20 protein-coding genes and 1 tRNA gene are annotated in these 23,475 nt (G+C 65.3%); 6 read left to right on the plus strand and 15 right to left on the minus strand.

Features of this window, described 5'->3' with window-relative positions:
• Positions 1-39 precede the first annotated feature (39 nt).
• From CEY05_RS14925 to hemA, 5 genes are all read right to left on the minus strand, one after another.
• Positions 40-612 carry a UbiX family flavin prenyltransferase gene (locus tag CEY05_RS14925; RefSeq protein ID WP_088599081.1) on the minus strand — a complete coding sequence of 191 codons (573 nt, stop codon included), beginning with the start codon at positions 610-612 and terminating at the stop codon, positions 40-42.
• A complete protein-coding gene (gene grxD / locus CEY05_RS14930; protein ID WP_088599082.1) occupies positions 609-935 on the minus strand; it encodes a Grx4 family monothiol glutaredoxin in 327 nt (108 codons plus the stop codon). The genes CEY05_RS14925 and grxD overlap by 4 nt, the downstream gene beginning before the upstream one ends.
• Before the next feature lie 72 nt (positions 936-1,007).
• A complete protein-coding gene (gene prmC / locus CEY05_RS14935) occupies positions 1,008-1,820 on the minus strand; it encodes a peptide chain release factor N(5)-glutamine methyltransferase (RefSeq protein WP_088599083.1) in 813 nt (270 codons plus the stop codon).
• Positions 1,821-2,900 (minus strand): peptide chain release factor 1, encoded by a 1,080-nt coding sequence (gene prfA / locus CEY05_RS14940; RefSeq protein ID WP_088599084.1) that lies wholly within the window; start codon positions 2,898-2,900, stop codon positions 1,821-1,823.
• A gap of 81 nt (positions 2,901-2,981) precedes the next feature.
• The gene (gene hemA, locus CEY05_RS14945) at positions 2,982-4,256 is read right to left on the minus strand and encodes a glutamyl-tRNA reductase (RefSeq protein ID WP_088599085.1); all 1,275 of its coding nucleotides are present in this window, start codon (positions 4,254-4,256) and stop codon (positions 2,982-2,984) included.
• A gap of 234 nt (positions 4,257-4,490) precedes the next feature.
• On the opposite strand from hemA, the gene CEY05_RS14950 reads away from it, so the two are divergent.
• Positions 4,491-4,566 (plus strand) — tRNA-Phe (locus CEY05_RS14950).
• A gap of 410 nt (positions 4,567-4,976) precedes the next feature.
• On the opposite strand, the gene CEY05_RS14955 is transcribed toward CEY05_RS14950, so the two are convergent.
• The 6 genes from CEY05_RS14955 to CEY05_RS14980 form a co-directional block, all read right to left on the minus strand.
• Positions 4,977-5,978, minus strand: a complete 1,002-nt coding sequence (locus tag CEY05_RS14955) for a tripartite tricarboxylate transporter substrate binding protein (RefSeq protein WP_158219341.1) — start codon at positions 5,976-5,978, stop codon at positions 4,977-4,979.
• An 87-nt stretch (positions 5,979-6,065) separates the two neighbouring features.
• Complete coding sequence (locus CEY05_RS14960) at positions 6,066-7,583, minus strand: tripartite tricarboxylate transporter permease (RefSeq protein ID WP_088599087.1); 1,518 nt, start codon at positions 7,581-7,583, stop codon at positions 6,066-6,068.
• Positions 7,580-8,236, minus strand: a complete 657-nt coding sequence (locus CEY05_RS14965; protein ID WP_088599088.1) for a tripartite tricarboxylate transporter TctB family protein — start codon at positions 8,234-8,236, stop codon at positions 7,580-7,582. Before CEY05_RS14965 ends, CEY05_RS14960 begins: the two co-directional genes overlap by 4 nt.
• Positions 8,237-8,275: 39 nt before the next feature.
• Entirely contained in the window at positions 8,276-9,730 is a 1,455-nt protein-coding gene (locus CEY05_RS14970; protein ID WP_088599089.1) for an MmgE/PrpD family protein, read from the minus strand.
• Complete coding sequence (acnA, locus tag CEY05_RS14975) at positions 9,727-12,369, minus strand: aconitate hydratase AcnA (RefSeq protein WP_198952782.1); 2,643 nt, start codon at positions 12,367-12,369, stop codon at positions 9,727-9,729. The genes CEY05_RS14970 and acnA overlap by 4 nt, the downstream gene beginning before the upstream one ends.
• Positions 12,370-12,392: 23 nt before the next feature.
• A complete protein-coding gene (locus CEY05_RS14980; RefSeq protein ID WP_088599090.1) occupies positions 12,393-13,301 on the minus strand; it encodes an oxaloacetate decarboxylase in 909 nt (302 codons plus the stop codon).
• A 133-nt stretch (positions 13,302-13,434) separates the two neighbouring features.
• On the opposite strand from CEY05_RS14980, the gene CEY05_RS14985 reads away from it, so the two are divergent.
• Complete coding sequence (locus CEY05_RS14985; protein WP_088599091.1) at positions 13,435-14,112, plus strand: GntR family transcriptional regulator; 678 nt, start codon at positions 13,435-13,437, stop codon at positions 14,110-14,112.
• Between the two features lie 60 nt (positions 14,113-14,172).
• Here CEY05_RS14985 and CEY05_RS14990 read toward each other — a convergent pair whose 3' ends face one another.
• Genes CEY05_RS14990 through CEY05_RS15000 form a run of 3 tightly spaced genes read right to left on the minus strand, consistent with a single transcriptional unit; the run spans position 14,173 to position 18,880 of the window.
• A complete protein-coding gene (locus CEY05_RS14990) occupies positions 14,173-15,708 on the minus strand; it encodes an efflux transporter outer membrane subunit (protein WP_233161528.1) in 1,536 nt (511 codons plus the stop codon).
• On the minus strand, positions 15,705-17,702 hold the full coding sequence (locus CEY05_RS14995) for a MacB family efflux pump subunit (RefSeq protein WP_088599092.1): 1,998 nt from the start codon (positions 17,700-17,702) through the stop codon (positions 15,705-15,707). The genes CEY05_RS14990 and CEY05_RS14995 overlap by 4 nt, the downstream gene beginning before the upstream one ends.
• On the minus strand, positions 17,696-18,880 hold the full coding sequence (locus CEY05_RS15000) for an efflux RND transporter periplasmic adaptor subunit (RefSeq protein ID WP_088599093.1): 1,185 nt from the start codon (positions 18,878-18,880) through the stop codon (positions 17,696-17,698). Before CEY05_RS15000 ends, CEY05_RS14995 begins: the two co-directional genes overlap by 7 nt.
• 360 nt (positions 18,881-19,240) lie before the next feature.
• Between CEY05_RS15000 and CEY05_RS15005 the strand changes: the two genes are divergently transcribed.
• From CEY05_RS15005 to CEY05_RS15020, 4 genes are all read left to right on the plus strand, one after another.
• Positions 19,241-19,783 (plus strand): FecR family protein, encoded by a 543-nt coding sequence (locus tag CEY05_RS15005; RefSeq protein ID WP_158219342.1) that lies wholly within the window; start codon positions 19,241-19,243, stop codon positions 19,781-19,783.
• A 321-nt stretch (positions 19,784-20,104) separates the two neighbouring features.
• Positions 20,105-21,409 carry an SLC13 family permease gene (locus CEY05_RS15010; RefSeq protein ID WP_233161529.1) on the plus strand — a complete coding sequence of 435 codons (1,305 nt, stop codon included), beginning with the start codon at positions 20,105-20,107 and terminating at the stop codon, positions 21,407-21,409.
• Between the two features lie 261 nt (positions 21,410-21,670).
• The gene (locus tag CEY05_RS15015) at positions 21,671-22,024 is read left to right on the plus strand and encodes a hypothetical protein (RefSeq protein WP_088599095.1); all 354 of its coding nucleotides are present in this window, start codon (positions 21,671-21,673) and stop codon (positions 22,022-22,024) included.
• A gap of 136 nt (positions 22,025-22,160) precedes the next feature.
• Positions 22,161-22,424 carry a DUF1488 family protein gene (locus CEY05_RS15020; RefSeq protein WP_088599096.1) on the plus strand — a complete coding sequence of 88 codons (264 nt, stop codon included), beginning with the start codon at positions 22,161-22,163 and terminating at the stop codon, positions 22,422-22,424.
• Between the two features lie 41 nt (positions 22,425-22,465).
• Here CEY05_RS15020 and CEY05_RS15025 read toward each other — a convergent pair whose 3' ends face one another.
• Complete coding sequence (locus tag CEY05_RS15025) at positions 22,466-23,446, minus strand: D-2-hydroxyacid dehydrogenase family protein (RefSeq protein WP_088599253.1); 981 nt, start codon at positions 23,444-23,446, stop codon at positions 22,466-22,468.
• Positions 23,447-23,475 lie beyond the last annotated feature (29 nt).

Below are 23,475 nucleotides of genomic sequence, written 5' to 3' on the forward strand. Positions count from 1 at the left end.
GCGCCGTCTGGGCACCCTGACCCGTGGGGCGCGGCCCCGTCAGGTGCCTTCCCACTGCGGCCTGGGCACCGCGATACCGAACAGGTCCAGCACGCGCGCCACGGTCTGGTCGACCATTTCCTCGATCGAGGACGGCTTGAAATAGAAGGCCGGCAGGGGCGGAAACACGATGCCGCCCATTTCGGTGACGGCCGTCATATTGCGCAGGTGCGCCAGGTTATAAGGCGTTTCCCGCACCATCATCACCAGGCGGCGCCGCTCCTTGAGCGTGACATCGGCCGCGCGCGTGATCAGGTTGTCGGAAAGCCCCACGGCCACCGCCGCCAACGTACGCATCGAGCACGGCACGATCACCATGCCGGCGGTGGTGAACGCGCCGCTGGCCAGCGTAGCCCCGACATCGCGCACGCTGTAGGCGTGGTCCGCCAGTGCGTGCAGCGCCTGTCGGCTCATGTCCAGCTCATGCTTGGCGTTGAGCACGCCTGAAGCCGACACCACCAGATGCGACTCGACATCGTCGACCTCCTGCAATGCCTGCAGCAGGCGCACCGCGTACAGCGAACCGGTGGCGCCGGTCACGCCGACCACCAGCCGGCGCTTGGGCTGCGTCACGCAGTGGCTCCCGCTTCTTCGAGCATCTTCTTCAGTTCACCGCTTTCGTTCAGTTCGGTCATGATGTCCGAACCGCCGACGAACTCACCGGCGATGTACAGCTGGGGAATCGTCGGCCAGCTGGAAAACGTCTTGATGCCCTGGCGGACTTCGTCGTCTTCCAGCACGTTGACGGTGACCAGCTTCTTCACGCCACAGCCCTTGAGCAGCTGGATGGCGCGGCCGGAAAAACCGCATTGCGGGAACTGCGCGGTACCCTTCATGAACAGCACTACGGGGTGCTGGGTGACGGTTTCACGCAGGAATTCTTGAACGTCGCTCATGGTTCACTCGCTGGGCCGGAAGGCCCGTATGAAAAAAATGGGGTCTTGGGATAAAACTACCGAATGGCCTGATTATAGGTACCCGCCGGAAATTCGCTCGATACCGGCCAGGTCGCGCCGGCTGTCGACGCCGCGCAAGCCGGCCTGCTGCAGCAAGCCGCGCACCGCGGACGCCTGGTCCCAGCCATGCTCGACCCACAGGGCGCCGCCCGGTTTCAGGTGATCGGGCGCCCCGGCGATGATGGTACGCAGGGCCTGCAGGCCGTCGGCATCGTCGGTCAGGGCCTGGCGGGGCTCGAAGCGCAAGTCACCCTGTTCAAGATGGGGGTCCTGGCGGGAAATATAAGGGGGGTTGGAAACGATCAGGTCGAATTTCTTCACGGCCGTCAGGGCCTGGTACCAATCACCCGGGGAAAAATGCACCCGAGCCTTCAGCTTGATCGAGTTCTCGGCCGCCACCTTCAGCGCGGCCAGGCTGTAATCGGTCGCCAGCACCGCCACGTCGGGGCGGGCCAGCGCGATGGAAATGGCGATGGCGCCGCTGCCCGTCCCCATGTCCAGCACCGACAGCGAGTCGAAGCCCTTCAGCCATTCCAGCCCGGTTTCCACCAGCAGCTCGGTTTCCGGCCGGGGGATCAGCACATCCGGCCCCACCTTGAAGGAATGGCCCATGAATTCACGTTCGCCCAGCAGGTAGGCGATGGGCTCGCCGGCCGCGCGGCGCGCCGCCAGCACGGTGTAGGCGCGCACGGCCTGGGCCGGCAGCGGGTCGGTGTCGTGCGCCAGGATCCAGCTGCGCGGCTTCTGCAAGACGTACTCCAGCAGCATGCGCGCTTCCAGCCGGGGCAGCCCGGCGGCAAACAGGATGTCCTTGGCGGTGGCCACTCAGTCCTCGCCCAGCGTGGCCAGCAGCTCGGCCTGGTGTTCGGCGATCAGGGCGCGGACCAGCTCGTCCAGGTCGCCTTCCATGATCTGCAGCAGCTTGTACAAAGTCAGGTTGATGCGGTGGTCGGTCAGCCGGCCCTGCGGGAAGTTGTAGGTACGGATGCGCTCGGAACGGTCGCCGCTGCCGATCAGGCTCTTGCGCTGCGCCGCCTCCTTGCTTTGCCGCTCGCGCAATTCCTTGTCGCGCAGACGGGCCACCAGCACCTGCATGGCCTTGTCCTTGTTGCGGTGCTGGGAGCGATCATCCTGGCATTCCACCACCAGCCCGGTCGGCAAGTGGGTGATGCGGACCGCGGAATCGGTCTTGTTGATGTGCTGGCCGCCCGCGCCGCTGGCACGGAAGGTGTCGATACGCAGGTCGGCCGGGTTGATGACGATGTCGGTCATCTCGTCGGCTTCCGGCATCACCGCCACGGTGCAGGCCGAGGTATGGATACGGCCTTGGGCTTCGGTGGCCGGCACGCGCTGCACCCGGTGGCCGCCGGATTCGAACTTCAGGCGGCCGTAGGCGCCGTCACCGTCGATGCGGACGATGACTTCCTTGTAGCCGCCCAGTTCCGACGCGCTTTCCGACATCAGCTCGACTTTCCAGCCCACGCGTTCGGCGTAGCGCGTGTACATGCGCAGCAGATCGCCGGCGAACAGCGCGCTTTCGTCGCCGCCGGTACCGGCGCGGATTTCCAGGAACAGGCTGCGGCCGTCGTCCGGATCGCGCGGCAATAGCAGCAGTTGCAGCGAAGCGCCCAGCTCCTCGATCCTGGCCTTGGCGCTCTTGATCTCGTCCTCGGCCATGGCCTTCATTTCCGGGTCGGCCAGCAGTTCCTGCGCGGTGGCCAGATCGTCCTCGGCGCGGGTGTAGACGGCGAAACCCTGCACCACCGGTTCGATTTCCGCGCGCTCGCGCGAAAGCTTGCGGAAGCGGTCCATATCGGAAGCGGCATCCGGCTCGGCGAGCAGGGCATCCAGCTCGATCAACCGCCTGGACAATTGCTCCAGGCGTTCTCGCATGGAAGATTTCATAGGTCAGCGCAGAAAGGAAACGGGAAAATGAAGGCGCGGACCTGAACGGCCGCGCCGGCGGCGAGCACGCGACGAGAGTCGCTAACGCCGATTGTCGCGGCCGGGGAAGAGGCGCGGCACCATGGCCAACAGCTGCGTGCGGTCTTCACCTTCGCTGCGGTTCAGTGCGGCCAACGGCGCGTGAAGGTACTTCTGTGTCAGGGCGTGGGCCAGTTGTTCCAGCACCGCCTCGGGGGACTCGCCGCGCGCCAGCAGGCGGCGGGCGCGGTCCAGTTCGGCCGCGCGCACGTCGTCGGCGGCCGCATGCAGGTCCTGGATCACCGGCACCACGGCGCGGGTCTCAAGCCAATGCATGAAATTCTGCACGCGGTCTTCGATGATGGATTCGGCCTGCACGACGGCGGCGCGGCGTGCGTCGGTGCCGCTCTGCACCACGCGGCCCAGGTCATCGACGGAATACAGGTAGACGTCGTCCAGGCGGCCCACTTCGGGTTCGATGTCGCGCGGCACGGCCAGATCGATCATGACGATGGGGCGGTGGCGGCGCTGGCGCGTAGCCCTTTCCACCATCCCCAGGCCGAGGATGGGCAGTGAGCTTGCCGTACAGGACACGATGACGTCGAATTCCGCCAGGCGGTCCGGCAGGTCGGCCAGTTTCATGGTGCCGGCGCCGAAGCGTCCGGCCAGGGTTTCGGCGCGCTCGGCGGTGCGATTGGCCACCACCATGTCGCGCGGCTTCTGGGCGGCGAAGTGGGTAGCACAGAGTTCTATCATTTCGCCCGCGCCGATGAACAGCGTGCGGGCTTCAGACATATTGCCGAACACGCGTTCGGCCAGGCGCACCGCGGCGGCGGCCATGGACACCGATTCGGCGCCGATGGCGGTTTGCGAGCGCACTTCCTTGGCGACCGAGAACGTGCGCTGGAACAGTTGGTGCAGCAGCGTGCCCAGCGAGCCGGCTTCACCGGCGGCGCGCACGGCGTCCTTCATCTGGCCGACGATCTGGGTTTCGCCCAGCACCATGGAATCGAGACCGCTGGCGACGCGGAAGGCGTGGCGCACGGCGCCATCCTGCTGGTGGCGATACAGGTGCGGCTGCAGGTCGACGGCCCGCAGGCGATTGACGTCGGCCAGCCATGCGGGCAATTGCTCGGCGACCAGCGGGTCGGCCGCGCAATAGACCTCGGTGCGATTACAGGTAGACAGAATGGCCGCTTCGCGCACCCTGCCGCCGAAGGCGCTACGCAGGCCATCGAGGGCGGGACGCAACAGATCGACGGGCATCGACACGCGCTCGCGCACCGAAACCGGAGCGGAGGTGTGATTCAGGCCGAAAGTAAGAACGTCTACCGACATTTGTGCGAAATCCGCGCGCTATGCGGACTGGGGGGAGGGCCGGGCGTGGTGGAACCGGGTGGATCGCCAGACGCGGGGCTCCCAGGGCGAGACGATTATAGCGCTTGGCGTAAAAATGACAGATTGCGACGCAGGCCAGGTGAGCAATAAGTGCGCAACCTTTAATTTTGCTCAACTTTTCTGCTTTCCGGTCAGCACGGATTCAAAAAATTGTGTATAGTTGCGGACTTCGTTGGCCTGGTAGCTCAGTCGGTAGAGCAGAGGATTGAAAATCCTTGTGTCGGTGGTTCGATTCCGCCCCAGGCCACCAAAGATTTCCAAAACGCCCAGCTTCGGCTGGGCGTTTTTCATTTGTGGTTCGGGTGGGCTCGGTTGAGCCAGGGGCAGTTCTCGAATCTTGGCTATGAGCCCCGCTGACAACATTCGCCCTTGTGCGCGACCGCCTCAACGGCATTGATGTGGGGCCCGCGCCTGTGCCCGTGTCGCTGAGCCTGGCCACGAGCGCATCCCCTTTCTCCGGACGGAAACGCGTCGTCGCCGCATAAATATTGCGACCGACTGCGCGAAGCTGGAGCGCGCAAAGTGCGGTCTATCGTGCTGTCAGCTGGGTGCAACCCCGGCGCGTTCCGATTGGATGGCCAGCACGGGCTTGATTTGAGCGGTGAAGGCTGAGCAGAAGCGACAGGCAAGCGCCAAGGATGAAGAGAAATACTGTGCCGATCACGACGGCTTGATCAAGTCCTTATACTTGGCCAGCGTGTCGAAGCTGACCTGCATGATGCGCGTGGTCTCTTCTTCACCGACCCAGTCGTTGCCCATCCTGTTATCAGCCAGGAACTTCTTGAAGCCGTCGTCGGCCATGGTGGCCCGATAGGCAGCGACAAACTTCGCGTAGTCGTCCGGGTGCTGGGCCTTGAACTCGGCCCGGTAAACGAACGAGCGCACCGAGCCGGGAATGATGGGCACTGAGGTGTGATAGTCGGCCAGCACTTCGTTGATCGGCGGCACATCGTAATCGGGTCGGCGATGGTCGAGAAACAACGCCAGCGGGCGGATGAAATCCTTGATGAAGTCTGCCCCTTCGACCTGGCCGATATTGAAGTCGATCTGGCCGCCGGCCAGCGCAGTGCGCATCGCGCCGGCGCCGTCGAAGGTGACTATGCGTATTGCCTCGGGTTTCAGACCCAGTGCGTCGAGCAAGGCCATCGTGGTGATATGGCCCACCGAGCCGAAATCGACGCCGGTGGAAATCTTGCCCGGGCTGGCCTTGATCGCGTCGATAAGCTCCTTGGCGGTTTTCCACGGGCGATCCTTCGGCACCAGCAGGACGGTATCGTCTTTCCACTGCGCGTTCACGAAGGTCATGTCGGACAGTTTGTAAGGCGCGTTGGTGACCAGGATGTTGACGGGAATGAAGGGCGTTGCCGGCGTCAGCATCACGGTATAGCCGTCGGCGGGTTGATGCATGAACCAGGTGGTGCCGATCATGCCGCCAGCGCCCGCCCGGTCGACGACCTGGACCGGCTTGCCAAGATACTTCGGCATGTACTGTGCAAAGCCGCGCGCCATGCGATCGGCGCTGCCGCCGACATCGAACGGCGTGAGTATGGTGAGCGGGCGACGCGGCCAGCCATCGTCGGCGGCAAACGCGGTGCGCGTCAGCGCGGGAGCCGCCAGCGCCGCGATGCTGCTGGCCAGAAAGCTTCTGCGGTTGATTGTCATGGTCTCCTCCATCATATTCAGCGAACTGCCGATTTTTCATGGGTGGGGCCTGCCGATTCGCTGGCCCATCCTTGAGCACGGCCGGCGCTAATGCGTGTCGCCGAGCACCGCGGCGCGCGTGCGGCGCTTGAGGCGATCGCGCAGCAGCGGCCAGGCCAGCGACACAATCAGCAGTCCCAGTAGTACCAATGCGATCGGCCGCGTCAGGAAGTAGTGCAGGTCGCCGCCGCTCATTTGATAGCTGCGCAGCAAGGCGCCCTCGGTCTCGCGTCCAAGCAGCATGCCCACCACCATCGCCGCAACCGGGTAATCGAAGCGCTGCATCAGCCAGCCGATCACCGCGAAAACGCCCAGCGTGAGCGGCCCCGCCAGGTTCTGCGCCAGAGCGTAGCTGCCTATCACCGCCAGTCCCAGCACGATCGGCACCAGCATGCGGAGGCGCACCTTGACGGTGAAACCAGCGATGTAGATGAACCCGAACCCGAGCACGCCAAGGAAAAAGACTTGCGCCAGGCTGGATAGAATCACCGCGTAGACCAGATCCTTGTGGTCGCGCATGAAAGCTGGGCCGCCAGTGATGTTATGCATGCCAAACGCAATCAGCATCACCGCGGTGGCACCGCCCGTCGGAATGCCCAGCGCGAGCAGCGTGGCCATCGAGCCGCCCTCGGAGCTGGCATTGGCCGACTCTGCCGCGACGATGCCACGCGGGTCACCCTTGCCGAAACGCTCCGGGTCGCGCGCGGCGCGGCGTGCTTCGGAATACGAGAGCAGATTGGCGATCGCATGGCCGCCGGGCAACACGCCGATGCCGGTGCCCAGCAAGGCGCCGCGCAATACCGTGCCGGGATGCCGGAAGGTTTCGACGATGCCGGCCAGGATGCGGCGACCGTCAACGCGCCGGCGGGTCGCGTCGTCGACGATGTAGTCCCGCCCCACCAGATTGAACAACTCGGCGGCCGCGAACAATCCGACGATCGCCGGTACCAGCGGAACGCCGTCGAGCAGGTCCGACATGCCGAAGGTGCCGCGCGCGGCACCTTGAGCGCTCATGCCCACCGTGCCCAGCAGCAGGCCGAACACCCCCGCCAGCAGGCCACGCGCCAGATGTCGGCCGCGCAGGCGCGCTATCAGCGCCAGGCCCCATAGCGACACGACCAGCATTTCGGGCGGGCCCAGCTTCATCGAGAAATTGGCAATAGGCTCGGCCAGCGCAAGCAGGATCAGATAGGCCAGGAACTGCCCCAGGCAGGAAGAGCACAAGGCCAGCCCAAGCGCCTCATTGTGCTTGCCGGCCTGCGCCATCGGAAAGCCGTCGAAAGTGGTACCGACCGCTGCTGCCGACCCGGGCACATTCAACAGCACGGCCGGGATTGCCACGCCGAACAAGGCGCCGCCATACATCGCCGTCATGAAAATCAGCGCCTGCAGGAAATCCATGTAGGGGATCAATGGCAGGCAGATCGCCAAAGCCATCGACGTGGTCAGGCCTGGCACGGCATGCACCGTCAGGCCGATCAGGATGCCGGGTACGATGACCAGCCAGGGTTGCCAAGAGTGCCCAAGCATCTGCAGAGCGGACAACAGGGCGTGCATGTCGATCATGAGTTGCCTCGGAAGAACATCAGTGGCAGCGGGGTGTAGAGCAGTTGGGTAAAGCAGTAAAGCACCAGTGCGCAGAACAGCAGCGGCACGCCAAGCAGCACCCAGAGACGGCGCTCGCCGGTGAACAGCAGCATGGCCGCGATGTAGGCGAAGCAGGCGATGTCGAAACCGAGTGTCGGGCCGACAATCACGAAGGCGAGCAGCATCGCCATCGTGACGGCGATCCTGCTCGCCATGCCGGGCTTGAGCGGGTTGCGTCCAGTGGCGAGGGTAAAACCGCGGGCGGGAACGCTTTGGGGAGGGACGCGCTTGAAGCACTTCAGCGCGATCACAACGTACAACACCAGGGCGCCGACCACGGCGGGCACGATCAGGATCAGGTTGGTGATGGTTTTCTGCGCGCGCCAGGCGTCCACGCCATACCAGGCGCACCACGCCACGATCGCTGTGACAAAACCCAGATGAGCCAGATCGACGCCGTAGCGCTGTCCGCCGATCGAGAAAGTCCGCATGGTGTGCATGACCGGCGTGGATGGCGCCTCAGGCTCACTGCTCGCGCCGGGCATGGTCAACAGGCCTTGAGCGCCATCCGTGGTGCCCGAGTGGGGCTCTGCGTCGGTCGTGCCGCGCGGATTGGTATTGTTTGACAGCATTGTCTCCCTGCTTTCAGGCTGGTGGGTCCCAAGTCTTCGCTATACCGGTGGATCAAGCCGCCCGCTGCTGGCCAGCGCCAACAGTTCGGCGACACCGCGCGAGTCGAGCTGTTCAATGCGATCGCAAGCGGCCACGCAATGTTCAACCGCCGCGGCGTCGAGCCACGTCGCCAGGCAGTCGCGCGCTTTGGCGTGATGCTCCTGCTCGGTGATGGGCTCCGCGCCCCACGAGCCGCGGGGCCGATCGCAACGGGTGCACACCACGGTACCGTCGTCGAGCTCGACTTCCATTTCCAGGTAACGGCCTTCCGTATAGATGCTGGGGATGTCGCGCGACAAGGTCACCTGCATCTTGCCCAGCAGCGATTGCATGGCCGGTCGCGCCAACATCTCGTCGGTGAACGTCGACAAGCCGACCTGCCCGTCGACGAGCGCGGCCGCGGCGGTGTACTGCAGACTGAACTTGCCGTCCAGGCCCCCCTTCGGATGCGGCCGATCGCTCGACGGAACGTCGGCGGCGCGCATGCGGATCTGCTTGACGGCCGCCAAGTCGGGAATCTGCGGGCGCGCCAGCAAGGCGGCGGTGATTGCATAGTGGGTGGTGAACTTGGCCGGGAAGACCTTGATTGCGTAGCCAGGGTCCAGCACGCGGAAGGGGCGTCCGAACTCGAGCAGCCGTTCGCCCTGGAATCCGACCGGGAAGAACGCGTCGCCGTAGCTTTGCGGCGCCTCGTCGAACAAGGTTTGCGTGGCAGTGAAGCAGCGTCGCGTCAGCAGTGCCGCTTCAAGGCCAGCCGCGGCGGCGTACGCGCAGTGGCTGGATTTGGTCATCGTCCCCAGGTTGACGAACAAGCTGCCGCAGCGCGAGCCGGCGATGCCGATTGCATTCGCATACTGCTCAGCCGTGAAGTCGAGCAGATAGCCGCAGGCCACCGCGGCGCCGATCGGACCGACAAAGCCAGGTGGATGGAACTTGAGCTGATGCGATTGCAGCTTGCCCGCGGCCTGGCGCAGGCGTCCTTGAATTTCAATGCCGAGCACCATCGCCTTGAGCAGTTGCGCACCGCTCGCACCGATCGCCTCGCCCAGCGCGAGGGTGGCCGCCAGCGCGGGCGACAACGCATGGGTGGCGGGCACCCACATCGGCTCGAAATCCAGCACGTGCATCGAGGCGCCATTCACCATCGCCGCGGCGATCGTGCCCAGACGGTCGTCCAGGCCCAGCACGGCGGCGGTGGCACCGCTGCCGCTACCGGTAAGTGGATCCTTGAAGTGCTCCAGCAGCAGGCGCGGGGAATGTTCGAGTCTTGCGCCTGCGACCGCGACGGCTAGGCCGTCAAGGAATAATTGCCGTGCCGCGCGTAGCAGGTCACCTTCCAACGGCGTCTGCGCGGCGGCGACGATGCGTTCGCAAATGCGAGCAGTCAAGCTGGCGGCCGGCGCCATGTCCGGCGTCACCGACGCTGCGGGTGTCGCGAGGGAGGTCGAGGTCATGCAGCCACCAATTGATTCAGGACGTAGGGAAGCACGCCGCCATGGCCAACCCAGTCGGCTTCGCGCTGGGTGTCGACGCGGCTGGTCAGGGAGAGGGTCGCGGCGCGCCCGTCCGCATAGGTGATGCGAACATCGACTTTGGTGCCGGGGTGCAGCGCGCCGGCGATATTGGGAATGTCGAAGCGCTCCGCGCCCGTCAGGCCCAAAGTCAGGCGGGTCACGCCGGGCGGGAATTCCAGCGGCAACACGCCCATGCCGACCAGATTCGAGCGATGGATGCGCTCGAAGCTCTCGGCCAGCACCGCGCGTACGCCGAGCAGGCGCGTACCCTTGGCGGCCCAATCGCGCGATGAGCCACAGCCGTAGTTGCTGCCGGCCACCACCACCAGCGGCACGCCCTCAGCCGCATAGCGCTGCGCGGCGTGGAAAATGGACATCGCTTCGCCAGCCGGCTGATGGCGCGTATAGCCGCCTTCCTTGTCCGGCTCCATCTCATTGCGCAGGCGCGGGTTGGCGAAGGTGCCGCGCACCATCACCTCGTGATTGGCGCGCCGGCTGATATAGGTCCCGAAGCGCTCGGGCGCTACGCCGTGCTCGGCCAGATAGACGCCCGCGTCGCTATCGGGCGGAACCAGGCTGCCCGGAGAAATGTGGTCGGTGGTCAGATCGTCGCCCACCATCAGCAGCATGCGCGCGCCTTCGATCGGCGCGGTGCTGTCGCCCGGCAGATCGAGGAAGGGCGGCGCGCGCAGGAACATGCTGCGCTCGTCCCAGGCGAACACCGGCGCTTTGCCGTAGGGAATGTCGTGCCATTCGGGACCCGGGTCCGCGAAGGTGTCGTAGGCGTCGCGGAACAGATCCTGAGTCAGCGAATGGGTGAGGACTTCGTGAATTTCGTCGTCGCCGGGCCATATATCGGCCAGGAAGACAGGGCGCCCATCCTTGCCCTCTCCGAGCGGATCGCGCGTGATGTCGCACAGGATCGAGCCGGCCAGTGCATAGGCCACCACCAGCGGTGGCGAGCCCAGGAAAGTACCGCGCACTGCCGGGTTGAGGCGGCCGTCGAAGTTGCGGTTACTGGAGATGATGCCTGCCATCACCAGCTTGCCAGCGTTGATCTCCGCGCTGACTTCCGCTGCCAGCACGCCGCTGTTGCTGCCACAGGCCATGCAGCCGAAGCCGACCACGTTGAAGCCCAGCGTGTCGAGTGCGGGACTCAGGCCTGCCTTGTCGAGCATGGCCGAGACCGCCCGCGAACCAGGCGAGAACGATGTCTTGATCCACCCTGGCATGCTCAGCCCACGTTGCACCGCGTTACGCGCCAGCAAGCCGGCGGCGATGACCTGATGAGGGTTGGCGGTATTGGTGCACGACGCAATCGAGGCGATGACGATATCGCCATGCCGCAGTGGCCGCTGGCGGCTGCCGCCAGGCGGCGCCGCGGCTTCGGCGGTGCCGCGCTCGGAATAGGTGGCGCGAAAGCGTTGGCCGACGTCGCAGAGCGGCACTAGCGCCTCAGGCCGCGAAGGGCCGGCCAGCGCCGGCGCCACGGTCGACAAGTCGAACTCCAGCAGCGTCTGGAAGTCCGGCGGCTGGTCGCGCCACAGGCCCTGGGCTCGGGCATAAAGCTCCACGCACTTTATATGTTGTGGCGTGCGGCCGGTCTGGCGCAAATAACGCAAGGTCTCGTCGTCGATGGGGAAGAAGCCCATGGTGGCGCCGTATTCCGCGGCCATGTTGGCGATCGTGGCGCGATCGGGCAGCGTCAGATGATCCAGCGCCGGGCCGCAGAATTCGACTACCGCCGCTAGTACATCAGCTTCCCGCAGAAAGCGCGTCAAAGCCAGCACGATATCGGTGCACATCACGCCGGGGCGCGGCGCGCCGTTCAGGCGGCAGCCCACGATCCGGGGCGTCTGCAGGCCGACTGGCTGACCGAACATCGCGGTCGCCGCTTCGATGCCACCCACGCCCCAGCCGAACACGCCCATGCCGTTGACCATCGGTGTGTGGCTGTCCATGCCGACCAGACTGTCCGGAAACGCCAGGATCACGCCGTCGCGCTCGGCGGTGCTGACCACCTGGGCGAAATACTCGATATTGACCTGATGCACGATGCCGTTGCCTGGCGGCACCACGCGCAAATTCCTGAACTGCGACATGGCCCAGCGCACCACGCCGTAGCGCTCGCGGTTGCGCTCGAGCTCGGCCTTCAGGTTGTAGGCAAAGGCGTCAGGGCTGCCCGAGCGGTCGACTCGTACCGAGTGATCGATAACCAGCTGAGTGGGAACGACCGGATCGACCCGCTGCGGATCGAGCCCGCGCGCGACCATCGCATCGCGCATCGAGGCGAGATCGATCAACAGGGGCACGCCTGAAGAATCGGGCATCAGCACGCGCGCCGGATGAAAGGACAACTCGCGGCCGAGGGCATCGCCCTCCGGCCAACGCGCCAGCGAGAGGATGTCCTCGCGCGTCACGATGACACCGTCTTCATGACGCAGCAGATTCTCCAGCAAGACCTTGAGCGAGACCGGCATGCGCCGCAGGTCCACGTGGAGGGTCTCGCCCAGTACCGGCAGACTGTAATAATGAAGGTCCGCCGTCAGGGCGCGGAGCGTACCGAAGGAGTTGTTCATGGCCATCTCGCGCTTGAACTGTATCAACCGCGAGGCGTGAAGGTTTTCTGCAGCTCGCCGAGTTTGCCGTGGCCCATCAGTTCGTTCAATTCATCGAAGGGCACCAGCAGGTCGGGGCGGTCGACCGGCTCGCCGGTCTCGATCATGGTGCCGAACACGGCCAGGGCGTTCTTCATGCCCTGGATCGCGGCGGCGGTCAGCATACGCGGATACGACACGGCCTTCACGCCCATGTCTTCAAGCTGCCTGGCCGACAACAGCGGCGTGGTCGGTCGATTGCGAATCCCGAAGCCCATGTTCACCGACAGCGGTTTGCTGACTTCGCGTGCCACAGTGGCGATGTCTTCGGCGCTCATCAACGCGTCGGCAAACAGCAGATCGGCGCCTGCCTCAGCGTACATATTGAGACGACGGATGGCTTCCTTCAAGCCATGGATCGCGGTGGCATCGGTGCGCGCCTTGATCACGAAGTCGGGATCCTTGCGCGCCTGGACGGCAGCGTGGATCTTCTCGACGTGCTCTTCGGCCGAGATCACCTGCTTGCCTTCCATGTGACCACAGCGCTTGGGCCAGACCTGGTCTTCGATCAACAGGCTGGCGATCCCGGCGCGTTCGAAACCTTGCACCGTGAAGTAAACGTTCAACGCGTTGCCATAGCCGGTGTCGCCATCGGCAGACAAGGGAATGGAGCTGATAGCCGCCAATGCGCCCGAGGCACGGACGTTTTCGCTGTAGCCCATGATGCCGACGTCGGCCCAGCCCAGGTTGCTTTCGCTGAGGCCCGCGCCTGTGATGTTGGCAGTCTGGAATCCCATCTGTTCGACCAGGCGCAGACTATAGCCGTCGAACACGCCAGGACAGATCAAAATACCGGGCTTGGCGAGCAGGTCGCGCAGTTGCCCGGCGGGCGTACGGGAAACCCTTGCATTCATCTTCGTCTCCTCTTAACTTACGCCGCATCTTCCAGTTCGAACCGTATAATGTCAACACATTTGAGAAAAATCACCAGAAATACCAAAGAAGTCCTACATTCTGAGGGTATATTGTCAACACTCCGGGGGCACCATGGAAGCTGATGCGAAAGAGCCGACACTGGCCGAACAGGCATATCAACGCCTGTCGAATGCCATCCTGGCGGGCGAACTGGCCGCCGGCGCGAAAATCAGCGAGCCGGCGCTGGCGCGCGAGTACGGAATCAGCCGGGGCCCTCTGCGAGAGGCTCTGCACCGCTTGCAGGCGCGAAATCTGATCACGCGCTCGGCGAATCAAGGCGCGCGGGTGGTGATGCCTTCCGTGCAGTCGCTGGCCGAGTTGTATGTGGTGCGCGAGGCGCTGGAAGGCATGGCCGCGCGCCTGGCAGCCGAGCATGCAAGCGCGGAGGAGATCGATCGACTACGTGCCTCGGTACGCGCGCCGGACAGCTGGAGCCTCGACGCCGGCGGGAATGAGGGTACGCCAGATGTCGCGTACGAAAAGGCCGATCAGGATTTTCATCACGCGGTGGCGCGCAGCAGCCACAACCCGATGTTGATCAGCCTGCTGTGTGGTGAGCTGTACCCGCTGCTGCGCTTGTATCGCGGCACCCCCACGGATTACCAGCAACTGCGTCGGCGCGCAGTGCTGGAGCATGAGCGGATCGTCGCCGCGATCGAGGACCGCGATGGGGAATTGGCCGAGATATTGATGCGCCGGCATATCCTGTCGGCCCGCAAGCGCCGCGCTGGCACGCTGGAGCGCGGTTGAGAACACACCCATGATGGCGTTCTCGTTGCCGCGCCGGAGGTAGACTTTGCGCTGCCTCTGCTACATGCGCCTGGCCAGCGCGTCCGACTTGGGCTGGTGGCCCTGGAATGCGGCATCCGCGACGATACCCTCTTTCCAGCCGCCCCCTAACGCTTTGTACAAGGACACCGACGCCTGCAGGCGGGACAGGCGCAGCTGGACGGCGGCGTCTTCGGCGTTGAATTGGGTGCGTTGCGTGTCCAGCAGGGTCAGCAAAGTTTCGGCGCCGGCACGGTAGCGGGACTCGGCCAGGCGTACGGCTTCGCGGGCCTGGGCCACGACTTCGTCCTGGTCCTGCTGCTGGCGCGCATAACCATCCAGGGCGTTGAGCGCCGTTTCCACATCGCCCAAGGCGTTGACGATGGCGCCGCGGTAGTCCGCCAGCAACTCTTCACGGCGCGCCAGCGCCAGGTCGCGCTGGCCCGACAGACGGCCATTATTGAAGATGGGCGCGGTCACCCCGGCAACGAGGTCGTGCAAGGGATGATCGAACAGGCCGCGCACATGATCGTTGCCAGAACCGTAAGACGCCGTCAGCGTGACGCTGGGCAACATGGCGGCACGCGCCACGGTGACGTCGGCATCGGCCGCCGCCAGCTGGCGTTCGGCCTGGGCGACGTCGGGCCGTTGCGTCAGCAGGTCGGACGGCACGCCGGCAGCGGCGCTGGGCGCATGCAGGGTGTCCAGCGTGTTGGCGGCCACGGCGAAACCTTGCGGCGGCTTGCCCGTCAGGATGGCCAGGGCAGTCTGGCTTTCGCGCGCCTGCTGGTCGAACAGCGTCACCGCCTGGCGCAGGCTGGCAACCAGGCCGCGCTGCTGGCTCAGGTCCAATGCCGTCGCGGCACCCGCCCGGTATTGCGACTCGATGAAGGCAAGGATCCGTTCGCCTGTCGCCAAGTTGCGCCGCGCGATGTCGGCCCGCTCGCGTAAGGCCAAGGTCTGCAGATAGGTATTGGCGACGCCGGCCGTCAGGGTCATCAGGACGGCATCACGGCTGTATTCGCTGGCGGTAAGCGTGGCCAGCGCGGACTGCCGGGCCGCGCGATTGCCGCCCCACAGGTCCAGCTCGTAACTGGCCGACAGGCCAGCGCTGTAAAGGGTCTGGGCGGGGAAGCCGCTTTGCTTGACCCGCTCGGCCTGCAGGTTGCCATTGAGCTCGGGCAGCAATGGCGCACCGGCGATGCGCGCGGAGGCCTCGGCCTGGCGTACCCGTGCCACCGCGGCGGCAACGTCATAGCTGTCGGCCCGCGCCTGGCCGATCAGGCGGGACAGCTCGGCATCGCCATAGCCACGCCACCATTGCGCGTCCACCCGCGCGGCGTCGGTCGCGCCCGCTGCGTGGGGCGCCTGCCAGGCGGCAGGCAAAGACAGCCCAGCATCCGTATGCGCCACCGGCAACCCGCAACCGCTCAACGACAGTGCCGCGGCCAGCACCGCGATGCAGGCCATGCCACGCGACAGGACGCGCGCTGCCCGCGCGGGTGCGGGCGGGGCTATGGCCAGGGCGGATGCACCTTCAGCAAAATCCGGGTTGAGGGAATATCCAGCCGTCGTCATTCGCTCGCCAATGCCACGACGGGATCCAGCCTGGCGGCCTGGCGGGCCGGCATGAAGCCGAAGATCAGACCGGTTGCCAAGGCGCACGCGAATGCCCCCAGGATGGCGCGGATCGAGAAAATCACCGGCGCACCCAGGGCGATCAAGGCGATGCCTATGGCCAGGCCGATCACCACGCCAGCCACGCCGCCCACCAGCGACACCACCACCGCCTCGCTCAGGAACTGGCGCTGGATATCGCGCTGCCGCGCTCCGGTAGCCATGCGGATGCCTATCTCCCGCGTGCGCTCGCGCACCGTCATCAGCATGATATTCATCACCCCTATGCCTCCCACCAGCAATGACACCGCCGCGATCAAGCCCAGCATCAGCGTCAGCGTCTGCTGCGTCTCCTTCTGCGCCTGCACCACCGCTGCCATATTGAAGGTCTTGAAGTCCTGCACGTGATGCGCCTCGGTCAGCGCCTCCGTGATCAGCTTCTCCGTCGCGCCGGCCTTGGAAACATCGTCGACCAGAACCGAAATCCACGACAGGTTGGTTGTGCCCAGCACGCGCCTGCTGCCCGTGGAAAAAGGAATCAGCGCCACGTCGTCGTCATCGGAATCGCCAGTGGTGGCCCCTTTCTCGTTCATCTCCCCGATGACCTGGAAAGGCACGTTGTTGACGAGTACGTACTGCCCCACCGGGTTGCGCTCGCCATATAGCCGCTGGCGGACTTTCTTGCCCAATACCACCACGGTGGCCAGTTCGCGCTCATCGGTATCGGTGAAGAACAGCCCGCGCGCCGGCTGCCAGTTCAGGATGGCAGGAGCATGGCTGGCCACCGACCATACGGACACGGACGTGTCCACGTTGCCCGCGCGCAACGTCACCTGCCCCTTGAGAAACGGAATGGCGTCCGCGACATTGGGCACCCGGCGCACGATGGCCACGTCCGCTTCCGTCAACGTACCGCCCAATGCACGCGGGTTGTCGCTGCCGGGAATCACGTACATGCGGTTCGTGCCGTACACGGCCATCTTCTCCAGTACCTTCGCCTGCGTGCCCGCGCCTATGGCCATCATGACGACGACCGAAGCCACGCCGATGATGATGCCCAGCAAGGTCAATATCGTGCGAAAGCGGTTGACCGCCAAGGCACGCCGCGCCGAGATCAGCGCTTCACGGATGTCGGCCCAGGCGCTGGCGGTATGCGCCACGCCTTCCTGCATGCGCCTGGTGAAGTCGCTGCCTGCGATCGGTCTGGACGCCAGTATCGGCGGCGCGGCCGTGGCGGTGGGTGCCACCGCATCGACCGCATCGACGGCATAGTCCGCCATCACCTGGCCGTCACGCACTTCGATGATCCGTCGCGCCTGGCGCGCCACGTCCCGGTCGTGCGTGATCAGGATGATGGTGTGTCCCGCATCCGCCAGTTCCCTGAGCAGCACCATCACTTCCGCGCCGCTCTTGCTGTCCAGCGCACCGGTGGGCTCGTCGGCCAGGATGATCTGGCCACCGTTCATCAGGGCGCGGGCGATGGACGTGCGCTGCTGCTGTCCGCCCGACAGCTGATTGGGCAGATGCTCCATGCGTTCGTCCAGGCCCAGGCGGGTCAGCAGGGCACGGGCACGGCTTTCCCGTTCGCGCACCGAACCGCCGGCGTAGACCGCGGGAACCTCGACGTTGCGCAAGGCATCCAGCGTGCGTATCAGGTGATAGCCCTGGAATACGAAACCGAAAGCCTCGCGCCGCAGCCACGCCAGTTCGTCGGCGGAGAACGTGGCGATGTCCTGCCCGGCATAGCGGTATTGGCCGGACGTGGGGCGGTCCAGGCAGCCCAGGATGTTCATCAGCGTGGACTTGCCCGAGCCCGATGCGCCCATGATGGCCACGAACTCGCCTTCGGCTATGGACAGCGATACGCCGCGCAGCACCTCGGTGGCCGGGCTGCCATCGGTGCCGCCGTAGGATTTGCGGATGTCGCGCAGGTCGATCAGCGCAGGCCCTACCATTGCACTTTCCCGTCCGCCGCGCGCACGCGGTGGATCGCCGTGACGATGCGATCGCCCGCCTGCAAGCCCGACAAGACTTCGGCCTGCAGGCGATCACGCACGCCCGTCTGGACTTCGCGGGTGACGATGCGCCCTTCCGCCTCCTGTACCTGGGCGGTGTAGACCCCCGGCTTGTCCTTCACGGCGTGCAGGGACGGTATCGGCGCCAGCACCACGTTGGTGGCAGCGCTTTCGATGAAGAACACTTGCGCGCTCATCTGCGGCATCAATGCGCCGTCCGCATTGTCGACGTCGAACAGGACGGTATACAGCACGACCTTGCCCGCGGTGGAGGCGCTGGCCGCTTTCTGGCCACCGCCGCTCGTATCGCTTTCAGGCGGATTGGGGGGCGCGGGCAGGATCTGGCGCACGCTTCCAGTCCAGCGGCGGTCGTCCCCCAGGGTCTTGAAATACACCTTCATGCCCGGTTTCACGCGCCGCACGTCAGCCTCGGACACCTCGGTCCAGACCGTCATCGAGGACAGGTCGGCAATCCGCAGGATCTTGGGCGTCTGGTAGGTGGCGTTCAACGTCTGCCCTTCCCGCGCATCCAGCGTGACGACGGTGCCGGACATGGGCGCGTAGATGCGGGTGTAGCCCAACTGGGCCTGGTCGCCCTTCAAGGTGGACGAGGCGCCGGCAATCTGCGCCGTCAGGTTGGCGATGCGGGCTTGCGCCACCTGCAAATCGGCATAAGCCGTCTGGACATCCTCGTCGCGGGTGGACCCTTCGCGCGCCATGCGGCGCTGGCGTTCATATTGCTGCCGGGCCAGGTCGCGCTGGGCTTCCTGCTCGGTGCGCTGGGCCCGCAAGCTGTCCAGCGTCGCGATGTCGGCATCGACCTTGGCCTGTTGCACGGCGGGATCGATCTCCACCAGCAGGTCGCCCTTCTTGACCTGGCTACCCGGCTGCACGGCGATGCGGCGGATTTCGCCGGAGGCCTGCGCGCCGACGTCCACATAGCTGCGCGGCTGCAGCGTGCCCAGGGCGGTGACGCTGACTTCGATGTCGCCACGGGTGATGGGAGAGGTATCGACGACCTCGCGCGTACGCAGCAAGGCCCAGGCCGACAGCGCCAGCAGGACGACGACGACAACAGTGGCTATGCGGAAAAGAGGCCGTTTCGGTGACTTGGGCATCAGTGTCTTTTACGGGATTTCGTCTCGGTCGAAACTTGGGACCGAGCGCTCGTAGACCAGTTCCGTGAATTTGCAACGGAGCATCTTATAGATATAGACGCAAGAACATGGCATTTCCCCCACCCTCACCCCTGCTATCCGGATAAAAATCGCGGATCCGCCATCATTCGCCCGCGGCGGTTTCGATGAAGTGGGCAGTCAGGCAGGGCGCGGGAATGCTATTCCGATGGCTAGGGCATCGAGGTCGGGAACGGACGCGCTGTGGGTCGTTCGAAACTTGGGGCCAGGTTTCGATGACGAGTTCCGTGAGGGATGAACGCGCCGCGTAGAATTCCCGTTTTTCGTCCGCTGCCCGCCCCCATGCCTTTCCGCCGTCCGCTGCCCACGCATCCGATCGCTCGCCGCGACGAACTGCGGCGCCGCCGCGCGGGCCGTTTTGGCGTAGCCACCATGATGGTGTTGATGGCGGTGCTGACGCTGCCGGAGATATTGGCTACGCCCACCTATAGCGTGCATCTGCCTGCTGCCACGGCGGATCAGGCGCCGCCCGAGCTGCCCGATGGATCGCGAGTCGTTCTGGAAACCGGCACCGCGCTGGAGGTGCAGTATTACAAGCACCGGCGTGAAGTCAGGCTGAGCGATGGCGCCGCGGAATTCACGATCAACAAGGATGCGGATCGCCCATTCGAAGCGAAAGCCGGTGGAGTGGTGGCGCGTACCGACGAAGGCAGCTTCGGCTTGCGGCGCGCGGGTTCCGCCGTGCGTGTGGAAGTGAGATCCGGCACGGTTGAAGTTAGCGAAGGGCGTTGGAACCGGCGCAAGTCGGTGGTGCTGCAGGCTGGGCAAGGGGTGCAGACCAGGCCGGAGGGTGGCTTGACGGAGGTTTTCATCGTCACGCGGTGAGCCGGCCGCCCATGCAAGGGCCATGCAAGCGCGATTTTCAAATTTGCCGGTTTCGTCATATTCTCCGCGCCGGGCATAAATATAAGTTGGATAAGGCGTTCGCTGCTGACGAAGGGTGTTTTTTGTGTGGGGGGAACCCCCACCGGCCCCCTCCTTGGGCTGGCGCCCCAGTGGCTACGGTGTCGATGGCGGGGGGAATCCCACCATCGTCTTCAGGCTGGCGCCCCTGTGGCTGCGGATCGATGGCGGGGGAATCCCACCCATCGTCTTCGGGCTGGCGCCCGATAACCACTGGTTCAATCTGAGTTGAGGAGACTGTTCGTGGATCCTGGTTTGTTGCCGGCCGCCATTCTGGTGACCGTGACCATCGTGCTGTGGGCCACCGCGCGCCTGCCCGAGTACCTGGTCGCATTGCTGTTCTTCGCGGCCGCCGCGATCCTGCACGTCGCGTCGGTCGACGTGATCTTCTCCGGCTTCGCCTCGGCGGCGTTCTGGCTGGTACTGAGCGGCTTCGTGCTGGGCCTGGCCATCCGCAAGGTGGGCCTGGCCGACCGCATGGCCGGCACCCTGGCCACACGGCTCAACGGCTCATGGCCACGCATGGTGGGCGGCGTGATCCTGCTGACCTACGGCCTGGCCTTCGTCATGCCGTCGAACATGGGCCGCATCGCCCTGCTGATGCCCATCGTGATGGCGCTGGCGGACCGCGCCGGCCTGACGGAAGGCAGCCGCGGACGCATCGGCCTGGCGCTAGCCGTCGGCATGGGCACCTACCAGCTGTCCGCCAGCATCCTGCCCGCCAACGTGCCCAACCTGGTCATGGCAGGCGCGGCGGAGCAGGCCTATGGCGTGCATTTCGCCTATCTGTCCTACCTGTGGCTGCATACCCCGGTATTGGCGATCCTGAAAGGGTTGGTCCTGCTGGCCACCATCTGCCTGATGTTCCCCGCAAGACCGCAAGCCATCGTCGCGGCCACCGCCCGCACGCCGCTCACCCGCGCCGAAAAACGCCTGAGCGTGCTGCTGGTCATTACCCTGCTGCTGTGGATGACCGACACCTGGCACGGCATCTCGCCGGCCTGGGTGGGGCTGGCCGCCGCCTGCGTGTGCCTGCTGCCGCGCGTGGGCTTCCTCAACGGCGACGAATTCGCCGCCGGCGTGAACGTGCGCACCTGCCTGTACGTCGCCGCCATCCTGGGCCTGGCCGCGCTGGTCACCGCATCCGGCCTGGGCCATGCCATCGGACGCTGGCTCCTGCCCCTGCTGCCGCTGGACCCCGCCCAGCCCCTGCGCAGCTTCTACGCGCTGGTCGGATTGACCGGCGTACTCAACTTCGTCGTCACCGCCAACGGCGTGCCCGCGCTGTACACCCCGCTGGCGCAGGCCCTGGCCGACGGCAGCGGCCTGCCCCTGCTGACGGTGCTCATGATCCAGGTGATCGGCTATGCGACGCCGGTGCTGCCCTATCAGGCCGCGCCCTTCGTCGTCGCCATGGGCATGGGCAAAGTGCCGCCGCGCGCCGGCCTGATGCTGTGCCTGGCCGTCGCGGTCATCACCTTCGCCATCCTGGTGCCGCTGGATTACGCCTGGTTCAGGCTGCTGGGGTGGATCCCCGCTTCACCATGAAATTCACGTTCGCAGTGAAATCCAGCCGGCGTTAAGGCCGAATACGGGCGTCAAGTACCGCCGCGGAATGGTTACTTATTGATTCACGAATCGACGGGCCGACCGGGGACTATTCGTTCGAGGTGGCGCCAGCCAGGGCCAAATGTGTCATTTCGCGTGGGATATACCCTCGCCTGGAAGGCGGATGGCACGGTGCTTGCGGAATGGTCTGCGCTTTCCATTCTGTTCAAACCAAGTTCCAGCAACGTCAAGGAGATACTCATGAAGCTTCGCCGCCTGACTTCCGCCCTGGCCATCGCCTCGTTCTGCATCGCGGGCGCGGCCCAAGCACAGACGATGGCCCCCACCACGCCGTCGACCACGCCGAATGACACGACGGCCACGCCGCCGAACAATGCCAAGGTTCCTCCTGGCACCGCCAATCCGACGTCGAAGAATTCTGGTGCCACGCCCAGCGCCAACACGCAGAAGGGCACCAAGAACAGCGATGCCACCCATAACGGCAAATCGCATAGCAAGAGCACCAAGAGCAGCTCTGGCAGCATGAACCACGGCACCAGCGGTAATATGGCCGAACCGACCAATTCCGCTCCCAATACCGGCGGTTCCCGCTAAGCCTCCCGCTTGGACGGCCGGCCCGCCAGTCGCCGGGGGTGTGCCCCTGACGGGCGCGGGCCAGTTTCACAGCGTCATGCGCACGCACTGCAAGGTGCGTGCGCATGACGCTTGTTTCACCCACGGGAGATGCACTATGGGAACTTTTGCCAGCGCGACCAATGCCCAGTTCAAGGACGATGAGATCATCTTTTCCTTGACCATCAAGGGCGAGCCCCGCAAGTTTGAAATTTCCGGCGACGCCCTGCGGGAATGCTTCGGTGCCGAAGACAGCACCGGCAGCGGCCTGCTCAAGGCTTTTGAACGCGGCAGCGACCGCATACGCCGCGCGGCCGAGGAAGCGCTCAACGCCCCCACCGACGGTGTGACGCCGCTGGGGACGGGGGATTTCGAAGAATAGGCATCCGGGCGGCGGCATCGACTACCCGGGGCCGAACGTCGTCAGGCCCCGCGCAATCGCGTCAACACTTCCGGATTGGCCAAATTCGTCGGCGCGCCGGCAAAAAAACGGTTGATGTTGTCGAAGGCCATGCCAAAGTAGGCTTCATAGTTGTCCTTTTCAACGAAGCCCAGGTGTGGCGTGCACAACGCGTTATCCAGATGCAGCAAGGGGTGATCGGCCCCCAGCACCGGCTCCGACTCGAAGGTGTCGACGGCCGCGTAGCCGGGCGCGCCCGCCTGCAGCGCCGCCGCCAGCGCGCCGGCCTCGATGAGTTCAGCGCGGCTGGTGTTCACCAGCAAGGCACCGGGCCGCATGCGTGCCAGGTCGGCCGGCGTGATCGCGGCCCGTGTCGTCTCGCTCAAGCGCAGATGCAGGGTCAGCACATCGCTCTGCGCGAAGAAGGCTTCGCGCGTGGGCGCCACCTCGATACCGTTGGCCCGCGCCGCGGCCGTCGATGCGGGACCGCCCCACACCCACACATGCATGCCGAAGGCCGCGCCGTATGCAGCCACCTGGCGCCCGATTCGGCCATAACTCCACACGCCCAGGCGCTGTCCGCACAGTTCCTGGCCCAAGGTGGCTTGCCAGCGTCCCGCACGCAGGCCATTGGCTTCGCGCACCAGATGGCGGCGGCTGGCCAGCATCAGGGCCCAGGTCAGTTCCGCCGTGGCGGCGCCGCTGCCCTTGCCTTCGGCCACGGCAATGCCGCGCGCCGTACAGGCGGCCAGGTCGATATGGGAGGCGGTCTTGCCGATCTGGCTGATCAAGCGCAGGCGCGGCAAGCGGTCCAGCAGCGCCGCACCCACCGCCGTGCGTTCCCGCGTCAGCACAATGGCATCGGCGTCGGCAAAGCGGCGCGCCAGTTCATCCAGGTCCTTGGTATTGTCCTGGTAGATGGTCACTCGATGCGCGGCCAGGGACGCATAGCAATCCAGTCCGCGCACGCAATCCTGGTAATCATCGGGAATAGTTATTTGCATGGTGATGTCTTCTTCACGGTTCAATCACT

Source organism: Achromobacter sp. HZ34 (assembly GCF_002209485.1).
Lineage (GTDB): Bacteria > Pseudomonadota > Gammaproteobacteria > Burkholderiales > Burkholderiaceae_B > Bordetella_C.